The 12,805-nt window shown below is 70.1% G+C and carries 8 protein-coding genes; 3 read left to right on the forward strand and 5 right to left on the reverse strand.

Annotation, left to right across the window (positions count from 1 at the left end; all coding sequences use genetic code 11):
- The first annotated feature begins 146 nt into the window (after positions 1–146).
- The gene (locus tag ACZOOI_RS17765) at positions 147–434 is read left to right on the forward strand and encodes a WhiB family transcriptional regulator (protein WP_465276795.1); all 288 of its coding nucleotides are present in this window, start codon (positions 147–149) and stop codon (positions 432–434) included.
- 36 nt (positions 435–470) lie between these two features.
- Here the strand turns inward: ACZOOI_RS17765 and ACZOOI_RS17770 are convergent, their stop codons facing one another.
- A complete protein-coding gene (locus ACZOOI_RS17770) occupies positions 471–2,507 on the reverse strand; it encodes an MFS transporter (RefSeq protein WP_465276796.1) in 2,037 nt (678 codons plus the stop codon).
- A 211-nt stretch (positions 2,508–2,718) separates the two neighbouring features.
- Positions 2,719–3,750, reverse strand: coding sequence for a class II fructose-bisphosphatase (gene glpX, locus ACZOOI_RS17775; protein WP_020556582.1), 1,032 nt, complete (start codon positions 3,748–3,750; stop codon positions 2,719–2,721).
- 215 nt (positions 3,751–3,965) lie between these two features.
- Between glpX and ACZOOI_RS17780 the strand changes: the two genes are divergently transcribed.
- Both ACZOOI_RS17780 and ACZOOI_RS17785 read left to right on the forward strand, forming a co-directional pair.
- Positions 3,966–4,490: a DUF4245 domain-containing protein gene (locus tag ACZOOI_RS17780; RefSeq protein WP_465276797.1), complete on the forward strand. Its 525-nt coding sequence runs from the start codon at positions 3,966–3,968 to the stop codon at positions 4,488–4,490.
- A 356-nt stretch (positions 4,491–4,846) separates the two neighbouring features.
- Positions 4,847–7,603 carry an immune inhibitor A domain-containing protein gene (locus ACZOOI_RS17785; RefSeq protein WP_465276798.1) on the forward strand — a complete coding sequence of 919 codons (2,757 nt, stop codon included), beginning with the start codon at positions 4,847–4,849 and terminating at the stop codon, positions 7,601–7,603.
- Between the two features lie 114 nt (positions 7,604–7,717).
- Here the strand turns inward: ACZOOI_RS17785 and ACZOOI_RS17790 are convergent, their stop codons facing one another.
- The 3 genes from ACZOOI_RS17790 to xseA all read right to left on the reverse strand — a co-directional run bounded on the left by ACZOOI_RS17790 (position 7,718) and on the right by xseA (position 12,282).
- Positions 7,718–7,972: an exodeoxyribonuclease VII small subunit gene (locus ACZOOI_RS17790; RefSeq protein ID WP_465276799.1), complete on the reverse strand. Its 255-nt coding sequence runs from the start codon at positions 7,970–7,972 to the stop codon at positions 7,718–7,720.
- 141 nt (positions 7,973–8,113) lie between these two features.
- The gene (locus ACZOOI_RS17795) at positions 8,114–10,840 is read right to left on the reverse strand and encodes an immune inhibitor A domain-containing protein (RefSeq protein WP_465276800.1); all 2,727 of its coding nucleotides are present in this window, start codon (positions 10,838–10,840) and stop codon (positions 8,114–8,116) included.
- Positions 10,841–11,070: 230 nt separating this feature from the next.
- Positions 11,071–12,282 carry an exodeoxyribonuclease VII large subunit gene (gene xseA, locus ACZOOI_RS17800; RefSeq protein ID WP_465276801.1) on the reverse strand — a complete coding sequence of 404 codons (1,212 nt, stop codon included), beginning with the start codon at positions 12,280–12,282 and terminating at the stop codon, positions 11,071–11,073.
- Positions 12,283–12,805 lie beyond the last annotated feature (523 nt).

Here is a 12,805-nt window from a genome sequence, read left to right on the forward strand (position 1 = left end):
CGGGGAAGAGCAGACGGCCGACCTTGGCGTGCGCCGGATGTCCACCACATTTCCTTGGGGTTACTTGTCGTCGCCTTGTCGTGATGTGCGCATGTGTCGGTTCGACCCGGGTAGGCGACTGGCACACCCGACCCGAGGAGAGCAGCGTGACGGAACCGATCGACATAGTCCGCGGAACCCGCACCGCGACCTGGACGCCCCCGGTGGCCGGCGCGTGTGCGACCGCGGATCGGCAGTTGTTTCTCGGTTATCCCGGTGAACCCGTCGTCGCCCGTCTCGCGCGTGAGGAGGACGCCAAGCGCGTCTGCGCGCGCTGTTCCGTCCTGCTCGAATGCCGTGCGAGCGCGCTGGCCGAAACCACCCCGGTCGGCGTCCGCGGCGGCCTGACCCCGAACGAGCGCGGCGCCGTGCGTCGCCCCCGCGCCCACCACTGAGTCGGGTCGAATCGCCTGCCGGTCACCGAGCCGGCGTCAACTCGCGTGCCGGTCGGCCTCGCCGACGATGTGGTCGCGCGGGGTGTCCGTGGTCAACCGGGCCAGCTTGCGCAACAGCGCGGTCAGTTCCTCGGATTGCTCCGGTGACCAGTCCGCCATCACCTCGGTGAGGATCTGCCGACGGGCCTCGACCAGCGCCTCCAGCGCCACGTGGCCCTTGGCGGTGAGCTGCATCGTGCCCTCGCCGAGGCGCTCGATGTAGCCGGCGAAGGTCAGCTCGTCGGCGTAGCGGCGGACCCGGTCCTCGGACTCGTGGAGCCGGGCCGCGAGGTCGGGGATCGAGATCGGGCTCAACCGGTCGAGCTGCACGAGCCCGTACGCGCACGGCACCGACAGGTCCACGCCGGAGCGCTGGATCATGCGTTCGTAGCGGGACCAGCCGTTCTCCCGGCGCACCATCTGCGACATCGCGCGCTCGATCTCGTCCACCGAACTGCGCGCGGTCGGCGACATCAGCGGGGTGCGCTCGGTCTCGCGGGTGGCCTCGCGCAGCGGGACCTCCTTGAGCAGGAAGGACAGCACGAACGCGACCAGCACGATGCAGGAGGCGGCCAGGAACACCGTCTGCAACGACTGGGCGTAGGCGTGGATGAAGCCGGACTTGGACGCGGGCGGCAGCTTGTTCAGGTCGGCCGGGTTGATCGCGGACGACGACCCGGCAGTCGTGCCGGGCGGCATGCCCTCGCCGCGCGCCGCGGCCTCCCGCAGGTGCACCGTGAGCCGGTTGTTGAAGATCGTGCCGAAGATCGCCGCGCCGAACGAGCCGCCGATGGACCGGAAGAAGGTCGCGCCGGCGGTGGCCACACCCAGGTCCGCGTAGGGCACCGAGTTCTGCACGGCGAGCACGATCACCTGCATGACCAGACCCAGGCCGATGCCGAAGACCAGCATGTACAGCGAGGACGCGGCCGTGGTGGTGAACTCGTCCATCCGCGACATCAGGAACATGCCGACGGCCATCACGGCGGTGCCCAGGATCGGGTAGATCTTGTACCTGCCGGTCCGGGTGATCAGTTGCCCGCTGACGATCGAGGTGATCAGCAGGCCGCCCATCATCGGCAGCAGACGCAGGCCCGATTCGGTGGGTGTGCTGCCGTTGACGACTTGCATGAACAGCGGCAGGAAGCTCAGCCCGCCCATCATCGCGAAGCCGACGATGAAGCCGATGCCGGCGGTCACCGAGAAGATCCGGTTGCCGAACAGCTTCAGCGGCAGCACCGGCTCCGGCGCGCGCCGCTCGACCGCGACGAACCCGGCGAGCAACACCACCGCGGCGACGCCCAGTCCGACGATCTGTGCGGAGGCCCACGGGTAGGTGGTGCCGCCGAAGGTGCTGAGCAGGACCAGGCAGGTGGTGCCGCCGGCCAGCAGCGTGATGCCGAGATAGTCGATGCTCGGCCGGGTGTGCATCTCCTTGGTGTGCAGCGCGGCGGCGATCACCACCAGTGCGATCACGCCGATCGGCAGGTTGATGTAGAAGACCCAGCGCCAGCTGAGGTGGTCCACGAAGAACCCGCCGAGCAGCGGCCCGGCCACCGAGGTGACCCCGAACACCGCGCCGAACAGGCCCTGGTAGCGCCCGCGCTCCCGCGGCGGCACCACGTCGCCGATGATCGCCTGGGACAACACCATCAGGCCGCCGCCGCCGAGCCCCTGGATCGCCCGGAACGCGATCAGCTCGAACATGCCCTGGGCGATGCCGCACAGCACCGAGCCGATCAGGAAGATCACGATCGACGCCTGGTAGAGCTTCTTGCGTCCGAACAGGTCGCCGAGCTTGCCCCACAGCGGAGTGCTCACGGTCGACGCGAGAAGGTACGCGGTGACCACCCAGGACAGGTGGTTGAGCCCGCCGAGGTCGCCGACGATGGTCGGCAGCGCGGTGGAGACGATGGTCTGATCGAGCGCGGCCACCAGCATCCCGAGCATCAGCCCGGTCAGGATCAGCCCGAGCCGGGGCGCCGCCTCGGTCTTCGCCGGGCTGCTGCCAGGTCTGCCGTGCCGCACGGTCATCCGGTGGGCCTCCTCGATCGATGCTCAAGGAGGGTCCCCACAAACAGGTACAAAATCCGCGCCTATTAGTGGGACACGCACCGCACGTGGCCGGGGACCGACCGCCGGCCGAGCCGAGATCGGCCCGGCCGGCGGTCACGGCCGGCTCGGCCGAAGGCCGGGTCGGCTCACCCCCGGCCGCACGGCCGACCTGCCCGGCCGAGGTGCTTGGTCAACGAGCGTGGTCGAAGTCGATCGCGCTGTACGCCCGTAGCTTCGCGAGCCGGTGCTGGCTGTCGATCTGCCGGATCGTGCCGCTCTTGGAACGCATCACCAGCGACGAGGTGAGCGCCGTGCTGGAGCGATACCGCACCCCGCGCAGGAGTTCGCCGTCGGTGATGCCGGTCGCGACGAAGAAGACGTTGTCGCCGCGGACCAGGTCGTCGGTCAGCAGCACCCGGGACAGGTCGTGCCCGGCGTCGATCGCCTTCGCCCGCTCGGCCTCGTCCTTGGGCCACAGCCGGCCCTGGATCACGCCGCCCATGCACTTGATCGCGGCGGCGGCGATGATGCCCTCAGGTGTGCCGCCGATGCCGAGCAGCAGGTCGACGCCGGTGCCGTCCTTGGCCGCCATGATCGCGCCGGCCACGTCGCCGTCGGTGATGAACTTGATCCGGGCGCCGGCCTCGCGGATCTCCTTGACCATCGAGTCGTGCCGGGGCCGGTCCAGGATGCAGACCGTGACGTCCTCGACGGCACTGTGCTTGGCCTTGGCCACCCGGCGGATGTTCTCCGCGATCGGCGCGGTCAGGTCCACCACGTCGGCCGCCTCGGGGCCGGTGACCAGCTTCTCCATGTAGAACACGGCCGAGGGGTCGTACATGCTGCCGCGCTCGGACACGGCCATCACCGCGACCGCGTTGTTCATCCCCTTGGCGGTCAGCGTGGTGCCGTCCACCGGGTCGACCGCGACGTCGCACTCGGGTCCGGAGCCGTCGCCGACCCGTTCACCGTTGAACAACATCGGGGCGTCGTCCTTCTCGCCCTCGCCGATCACGACGACACCGTTCATCGACACGGTGTGGATCAGGCTGCGCATCGCCTTCACGGCGGCGCCGTCCGCGCCGTTCTTGTCACCTCGACCGACCCAGCGGCCGGCCGCCATCGCGGCGGCCTCGGTGACCCGGACGAGTTCGAGTGCGAGGTTGCGGTCCGGGGCTTCCGGTGCGACTTCGAGCTGCGGAGGTACAGATTGGTCCGTCATTCGGGCGGGCCTTCCTGTAGGGGAACCGGTCCGTAACCACGAGGGGTGCCCTGATCCCCCGGAGCCGTGCGTCATCGCTGCGGGTGGCACGGCGATTGCGCGGCCCCGAGTCCGGACTGGTTCCAACGGGATTGCCCCGATGTTATCGGTGAGCGGTGGTATCGGTGCAGGTAGCCCGTGCAAAACGAGACAGCGCGCAATGCGACCATGTACGGGTGGCGAGGAAGTCGGGTCGAGAGACCGTTCGGGACATGGTTCTTTCCTTGGGAGCGTGCGGCCTGGTGGTCGGCGCGCTGTTTCTGGTGGCACCGCACAGCGGCGCGGATCCGGTGAAGCGGGTGCCCTACGAACTCTCCTTCCGGCAGGCGGCCCGGGTCTCGCCGTATCCGCTGCTCGCCCCGCAGGGGCTGAGCGAGCGGTGGCGGGCCACCTCGGTGAACTTCGAGGGGACCGACCGCAACCGGACCACGTGGCACATCGGCTTCATCAACCCGAACGACACCTACGCCGCGGTCGAGCAGACCAACGGCTTCACCGACGAACTCGTCCGGGACAAGGGCAAGCGCGGGCAGCCGATCGGCAACCGGGACGTGGCCGGCGAGCAGTGGAAGGCGTACGACGGCCCCAAGTACCGCTCGCTGGTCCGGGTCCGCGACGGCGTGACCACGATGGTCACCGGCAATGCGACTTTCGAGGATTTGACCGTTCTCGCCGCATCCCTGCGAACTGCCGCCGGCTGAGCCGAAAGCCGGCAGATCGGCCGGACCTATCCGGGTGATTCGGACATCCGGCTGCACAGGATGTACAGGGGCTCGTAAAGACTCCGTAAAGACCACATGCCTTCCTCTGCCCCGCGCGTTACTCCCACCCCTAGGGTCCGGAAGCCCGGTCGAACGTGTGTCGGCATCGTCGTGACCCGATGGTTGCCGCCACGTGTCCGTCGGGCTTTCCGAGTCGGCCCGACGTCGTGTGCGCTTGATCAGATCCCACGCGACGTCGCTTTGCGTCCGGGGATCGTTCCCCGGTCGGAAAGGGGAGCACGTTGAGTCCAGCGATACCCGGGAGGGGCCCGACGCCTGCGAACGGCGTCCGGCGGGTGAAACGCCGTGTGGCACTGCTGTCCGTATCCGCGCTAGCGATCACCGGACTTGCCGCCACGACCGCCCCCTCGACCTCGGCCGCGCCTACGCGCGTCGACACGACCCGCGCGGTGTGGAATCCGGGCCCCGAGGACCATTACGTCAACTCCATCGACGCGGCGATCGACACCAGTGCGCTGCCCGGCGACCCGGCCGTGGCCGCGTCGCTGAAGGCGCAGAACGCCGCGGCCGACCGCAAGAACTCCGACGGCAACCCCCGCGCCGCCGCGCAGATCAAGGCACTGGAGGCCGAGGCCGGACGTACCGGCAAGAGCCCGGCCGAGATCAAGGCCGAGCGCAGCGGCAAGCCCGTCGACGCCAAGCAGACCGCGAAGTTGCTGACCGTCCTGGTCGAGTTCAACGACCAGGCCAACGACGACTTCTCCGGCTTCAAGCGCCCGACCAGCGTTTCGGACCCGACCTGTGTCACCGAGCCCCCCGGCACCATCAAGAACGGGCCGCTGCACAACCGGATCCCGAACCCGGCGCTGAACCCGAACGACAACAACTCGCAGTGGGTGCCGAACTTCGACCAGACCCACTTCAACAAGATGCTCTACTCCAAGGAGGGCATCACCGAGCGCATGCGCACCGACCTCACGGGGCCGGACGGCAAGCCGGGCATCAGCCTCGCGGGCCAGACCATGCGCAACATGTACGAGGAGATGTCGGCCGGGAAGTACTCGGTTTCCGGTGAGGCGACGCCGTGGGTCAAGGCGCCGCACTCCGAGGCCTGGTACGGCGCGGGCGCCTGCGGCAACGCGCGGCAGGACAACAGCGGCAGCCCGGACAACCCGCTCGGCGCGCAGAAGCTGGCCATCGACGCGGTCGACGAACTGGCCAAGCAGCAGCCGAACTTCCCGTGGGCCGACTACGACAAGGAAGACCCGGGCGACGCCGACCACGACGGCAACACCCAGGAGTCCGACGGCGTGGTGGACCACCTGGTCCTGGTGCACGCGGGCAAGGACAAGTCGGCCGGCGGCGGCGCCGAGGGCACCTATGCGATCTGGGCGCACGCGAGCACCGTGCTCTTCGGCCACCAGGTGCCCGGCAGCAACATCAAGATCGCGAACTACATCGTGCAGCCCGAGGACTCCGGAGTGGGCGTGTTCGCCCACGAGTTCGGCCACGACCTGGGCCTGCCCGACCTGTACGACAACTTCAGCGCCGGCGAGACGGACCTGAACTTCTGGGACCTGATGTCCTCCGGCTCGCACGCCGGGCCGCTGTTCCAGTCGCAGCCCGCGCACATGGGCATCTGGGACAAGTACGCGCTCGGTTGGCTGACCCCGGACGTGGTCAACGTCGGTGACCGACCCAAGGTCGCCACCCTGGGCCAGGCCGCCAAGACGCCCAAGGGCACCTCGCGGGGCATCCGGGTGAACCTGCCGAACAAGCAGGTCCAGGTCGGTACGCCGCACGGCGGCCGGAACATGTGGTACTCCGGCCAGGACCAGGCCTGGTCCGACATCCGGATCGAGCGCAACATCGCGGTGCCCGCCGGCTCGGACGTGAAGTTCTGGATGTGGAACGACTACGTCATCGAGCAGGACTGGGACTTCGGCTTCGTCGAGGTGTCCACCGACAACGGTGCCACCTGGAAGCAGCTCGCGGTCAAGGACGAGTCCGGCAAGCTGGTCAGCACGCCGCCGGACTACCCGGACCCGACGAAGAACCTGGCCACGTTCCGCAAGACCAGCGGTCTGACCGGTGACAGCGGTGGATGGCGGCACGACAACGTCGATCTCACCCCGTACGCGGGCCAGAACATCAAGCTGCGGCTGGACCTGAACACCGACGCCGCGTTCATGGAGAAGGGTTGGTTCGCCGACGACTTCTCGCTCACCAACGGCACCACCACGGTGTGGTCGGACGACGTGGAGAGCGGCGACAACGGCTGGACCGCGATCAAGGGCACCAACGCGATCACCAGCGGCGCGGGCTGGGGCCGGACCAGCGGCACCTTCGAGCGGGAGCAGTACTACCTGCTGGAGTGGCGCAACCTGTCCGGCTTCGACGAGGGCCTGAAGTACGCGTACACCTCCGGTCCCAACGGCAAGACCAACCGGGTCCCGTACAACGCCCCGGGCATGCTGGTCTGGCTGCGCGACAACCAGTACCAGAACAACGGCGTCAACTTCAACATCGACAACGGGCCCTCGTGGGGCCCCAAGGGCGAGCTGTTGATCGTCGACTCGCACCCGGACCCGCTGCGCTACACCGGCGATGCCAAGGCGCAGTTCCCGCAGCCCGACCCGAACGTGTCGAACATCGAGAAGCGGAACGTCTTCGCCAACCTGCCGACCCGGCCGCAGGCCGCGAACGCGGCGTTCGGCTTCGTCAAGACGTCGCCGTTCACGGACTGCATCCCCGGCACGGCCTACTGCACCTCGTTCCAGGCGCAGGCGCCGGTGACGCTGTTCACCGACACCCTCGGCTGGGCACCGGGTACCGAGGTCTACAAGGGCCGGGTCCTGCCGAAGGACCGCTACGGCTCGACCGTGGTGCCGGCGAAGGGGCCGTACACCACCAAGATCACCAAGGCGGACGGTTCGCTGGACCGGGACAACTTCGGCAAGTTGTTCCACGGTTCCGAACTGGGCACGGGCAACCCGGGCTTCGACAAGGGCTACGGCGTGACCGTGCTGCCGGTGCTCCCGCTGCCGGGCAACTCCGGTGCGGTTGTTTGGATCCTGCCGGCTCAGAAGTAGATGCCCCACCCCCCGACCACCCGGTGACGGTGTGGTCGGGGGCCGGGTGAAACACGAGGGGCGCTCCCGAACTCGGGAGCGCCCCTCGCGTCGTTCGCCGAACCGGTGCTCGGATCAGTCGTCCTCGCCGGGCTCGTCCGGCCCGGCACCGGCCCGCTCGGCGCGGACCGCCGCGTCCAGCCTGGCCCGGGCGCCGTCGAGCCACTGCTCGCACACCACGGCGAGCTGCTCGCCGCGCTCCCACAGGGCCAACGACTCCTCCAGGGTGATGCCACCGGTCTCCAGGCGACGCACGACCTCGATCAGCTCGTCGCGGGCCTGCTCGTAGGCCGGTGCCTCGTCCGGCGCGGGTGCGGTCTGCTCGCTCATGCCGCCAGCTTAGGTCCCCCGTGGCCGGGATCCCGCGCGGCCGGGGTCCCCGAACCGGACCGGACCTAAGTGAAACGAACCTGACCGAACCGGATCAAATCGAACCGAACCTGACCGGGCCGGGCCGGACCCGAGCACGGATCACGGCCGGGCCGCGGTGACCCGCACGGCGGCCCCGTGCTCCGGATTCTCCCGCGACAGCGGCCCGACCAGGGTGGCCGAGGCGCCGTAGGCGAGGTCGGGGCCGGGATCGCCGGTGCCGAGCACGGAGCCCTTGTACGGCACGCCGTGGTGCGCCGGATCGGGCGCCCCGTCCGGCGTGACGACCCTGGTGCTGTACGGGCCGCGCGCGGGCACCACGGTGGACCCGTCGGTGAAGCGGTCCACCGGTGCGCCGTCGACGTACTCGACGCCCGGGGCCCAGCCGCGGTCGTCGCCGAACGCGCGGACCGGTTCGCGGGCCGCGAAGTCCTGGCACCACGCGCCATTGCTGTGGCACGCACCGAACGCCGGCGTGGGCAGGAAGCCGAACGCGGCGTCCGCGGACTGCGCCCGGCTGTCCAAATTCTTCCGGGGGTTGCTCTCGACCCGATAGTGCTCACCGGCCTCGCCGGTCCACCGACGCGGATCCGGATGCGCGTCCACGAGCAGCGTCTGCCCCTTGGCGCCGTAGCTGGGCGGCGCGCTCAGATTGAAGTTCACGCCGTTGTTCTGATACTCGGCATCGCGCAGCCACACCAGCATGCCGGGCACGTCGTAGCCCAACCGGCGCACCCGCACGCCGCGCCGGTCGCTGTGCTCCGCGGTGTACGCGAAGTTCAGGCCCCGATCGAAGCCGACCGGTGCACGCCACTCCATCAGGTAGTACTGCTCCCGCTCGACCTCGCCGGAGGTGCGGCCCCAACCGGCCCCGCGGGTCACCGTGCTCGTGCCCTTGACCGCGGTCCAGCCGTTGTCGCCGCTCTCCACGTCGTCCGACCACACCGTGCCGCCGTCGGCGCCGCCGGTGAGCGTGAAGTCGTCGGCGAACCAGCCCTTCTCCATCAACGCGGCGTCGGTGTTCAGGTCCAGCCGCAGCTTGATCGTCCGGCCCGCGTACGGGGTCAGATCCACGTTGTCGTGCCGCCATCCTCCGGTGCCACCGGTGAGGCCGTTGACCTTGCGCAGTTCGGAGAGGTTGTGGTTGGGGTCGGGGTAGTCGGGCGGGGTGCTGACCAGGGTGCCCGCGTCGTCGTGCACGGCGAGCTGGGTCCAGGTCGCACCGTCGTCGGTGGACACCTCGACGAAGCCGAAGTCCCAGTCCTGTTCGATGGTGTAGTCGTTCCACATCGAGAAGGTCGCGGGTCCGCCGGCGGGCACCGCGATGTCCCGGACGATCCGGCCGTCGGACCATTCCTGGTCGCGTTCCGAATACCACATGCTCGTCCCGCTGTGCGGGGTGCCGATCCGGATCCGCTCGTTCGGCAGGTTCACCCGGACCGCGTCCCGGGTGCCGGCCCGCGGGTCGGCGGCGGCGCCGAGCAGTACGGTGCGCGCGTTGCCGCCGACCGGGATCACCGGCGGATCGATCCAGCCCAGCACGTACTTCGACCACGCGCCCATGTGGGTGGGCATGGTCTGGAACAGCGGCCCGGCGTGCGAGCCGGAGGACATCAGGTCCCAGAAGTCGACGTCCGTCTCGCCGGCGCTGAAGTTGTCGTACAGGTCGGGCAGGCCCAGGTCGTGGCCGAACTCGTGGGCGAACACGCCCACTCCGGAGTCCTCGGGCTGCACGATGTAGTTCGCGATCTTGATGTTGCTGCCGGGCACCTGGTGGCCGAAGAGCACGGTGCTCGCGTGCGCCCAGATCGCATAGGTGCCCTCGGCGCCGCCGCCGGCCGACTTGTCCTTGCCCGCGTGCACCAGGACCAGGTGGTCCACCACGCCGTCGGACTCCTGGGTGTTGCCGTCGTGGTCGGCGTCGCCCGGGTCTTCCTTGTCGTAGTCGGACCACGGGAAGTCCGGTCGGGTGGCGGCCAGCGCGTCCACCGCGTCGGTGACGAACTGCCGTACGCCGCGCGGGTTGTCCGGGCTGCCGCTGTTGTCCTGGCGGATCGCGCCGCAGTGGCCGGCGGCGTACCAGGCCTCGGAGTGCGGGACGCTCACCCAGCCGGCCGCCTCACCGCCGATCGTGTACGCGCCGTGCGACATCTCCCGGTACATGTTGCGCATGGTCAGACCCGCGAGGTCAACGCCGGGCCTGCCGTCCGGGCCGGTCAGGTCGGGCCGGACCCGCTCGGTGAGGCCCTCCTCGGAGTAGAGCATGCGCTCGTAGTGGGTCGAGTCGAAGTCCTTGACCCACAGCGTGTTGTTGTCCTGCCCGCCGATCGCCGGATCGGGCAGCAGGTTGTGCCGCGGGCCGTTCTTGACCGTGCCGGGCGGCTCGGTCACACAGGTCGGGTCGGCGACACTGGTCGGTCGCCGGAAGCCGGAGAAGTCGTCGTCGGCCCTGTCGTCGAACTCGACCAGGACGGTCAGCAGGCGCGCGTCCCGCTTCGCCGCGCCGTCCTGCGCGCGCGGGCTCGTGCCGGTCCTGGCCGCGGTCGCCTCGGCGCGGGCGAGCCGGCGGGCGGGGGCCGGGTTGCCCGCGGCGAACTTGCGATCGTAGTGCCGGGCCCGCCGCTCGGCCGCGAGCGCGTGCTCACGCACCTCGGGCGAGACGCCCGGCGGCCCGTCGGGCGGCAACGGGTCCCGGGGTGCGACGTAGTTGACGTAGGAGTCGGCGGCTGACGGATTCCACCGCGCGGGCGAGTCGTCGGCGGCGGCCACGGAGGACGTGGCGACGCCGGTGAGCAACAACGCGGACGCGGCGAGCAGATGACGCAACACACGCGCAAACTAAGCCGTTTTCGCCGCCGATCGGGTGAGACGTCACTGCTTGTCATACGAACGGGTCAAATAATCCATCCTTCGACGGGTGCGCCGATCCTTTCCTCGATCGGTGCGTGGAGGCATCCTTCGGTCGGTCCTTCGGTCGGGCCTTCGGCCGGTCCTGCCGGTCCTGGTGTCCTTCATTGCTGCGGTCCTGCGGTCCTGCGGTCCTGCGGTCCTGCATTTCTTCATTCCTTCGGGACGACCACGTCGAAGCGTCCGGCCGCCACGCGGGCGGTCAGCCGGTCGCCGGCCGCCACCTCCGCGGGGTCGCGGACCGCATGTCCGTCCGCCCGCTGCAACACCGCGTAGCCGCGCTCCAGGGTGGCCGCGGGGGAGAGCGCGACGACCCGCGCGCGAGTGTGCACGAGGTCGCTCGCGGCGCGGTCCAGGAGGTGCCGCAGGGTGCGCCGGGATCGGTCCACGAGCCCGGCCACCTCCTCCGCGCGCAGGTCCACCATGCGCTGCGGATCGGCCAGTACCGGCCGCGAACGGGCGGCCCGCAGGCCCTGGTACTCCCGATCGAGCCGGGCCCCCAGCGCGAGCCGTCCGCGATCGCGCACCTGGTGCACCCGATGCAGCTCCTCGCGGATGTCCGGCACGATCCGCTTCGCGGCGTCGGTGGGTGTGGACGCCCGATAGTCGGCCACCAGGTCCAGCAGCGGCGCGTCCGGCTCGTGCCCGATCGCGCTCACCACCGGCGTCGTACACGCGAAGACGACCCGCACCAACTCCTCGCTGGAGAAGGGCAACAGATCCTCCACGCTGCCGCCGCCCCGGGCCACCACGATCAGGTCGATGTCCGGGTCGGCGTCCAACTCGCGGATGGCCGCGACCACCTGGGACACCGCGCTGACCCCCTGCACCGCGACGTTGCGCACCGCGAACCGCACGGCCGGCCACCGTCGTTTGGCGTTCTCCAACACGTCCCGCTCGGCGGCCGAGGCACGCCCGCAGACCAGCCCGACCCGGTGCGGCAGAAACGGCAGCGGCTGCTTGTGCCGCGGATCGAACAACCCCTCGGCGGTGAGCGCACGCTTGAGCTGCTCCAACCGCGCCAACAACTCGCCGATCCCCACCGGCCGAATCTCCGCGGCCCGCAACGACAACGTCCCGCGCGCCCGGTACCAATCCGCCTTCGCGTGCACGACCACCCGCGAACCCTCGGTCACGATGTCCCCGACCGCGTCGAACACCTTCCGATAGCAGGTCACCGAGATCGACACGTCCTGCTCGGCATCGCGCAGCGTCATGAACACCACCCCGGCCCCCGGCCGCCGACTGAGCTGGGTGATCTGACCCTCGACCCACACATCCCCGAGCCGGTCGATCCACCCCCCGATCAACCGAGAAATCTCGGCCACGGGCAGGGGCGCATCCGCAGAAGTCGTAAGAGCCATCCCCAGAGGCTAACCGGCCCGGCTCCCGGACCGGCGCCTCGACCGTCGCGGCCCCCGGACGGATCGGCCGGTCTCTCCGAGCCGGGGTACTCCGCCCTCTGCGGGGCGGGTTGCTTGTCCGCTGCGCGGGCGGTTGCGCGTCCCCTTCGGGTTCGGGGTCGGGCCGGTCTCTCCGAGCCGGGTTGCGTGGCCCCTACGGGGCCGGTTGCGCGTCCGCTGCGCGGCCGGGCTGGGGTCGGGTCGGGCGTTGCGGGGCGGTTGGTCGTGCGGTGTGGGGTGGCGGGCGCGTAGCGGACGTGCATCCCGGGCGCGTAGCGGACGGCTCGACCGTGACCGCGGAGCGGGCATGCACCCTGGCAGGGCCCGACCGGGTTGCTCGGCCCCTCCGGGGCCGGTTGCGCGTCCCCTACGGGTTCGGGGTCGGGCCGGTCTCTCCGAGCCGGGTTGCGTGGCCCCTACGGGGCGGGTCGCGCGTCCGCTGCGCGGCCGGGGTCGGGGCCGGGTGCTGCGGGGCGGTTAGTCG

It is taken from the genome of Embleya sp. L77 (genome assembly GCF_055557415.1).

Coding starts and splice junctions, on each gene's coding strand:
- xseA (WP_465276801.1), bottom strand. CDS start 12,282: ATGGCTCTTACGACTTCTGCGGATGCGCCCCTGCCCGTGGCCGAGATT.
- ACZOOI_RS17790 (WP_465276799.1), bottom strand. CDS start 7,972: ATGAGCGAGCAGACCGCACCCGCGCCGGACGAGGCACCGGCCTACGAG.
- glpX (WP_020556582.1), bottom strand. CDS start 3,750: ATGACGGACCAATCTGTACCTCCGCAGCTCGAAGTCGCACCGGAAGCC.
- ACZOOI_RS17770 (WP_465276796.1), bottom strand. CDS start 2,507: ATGACCGTGCGGCACGGCAGACCTGGCAGCAGCCCGGCGAAGACCGAG.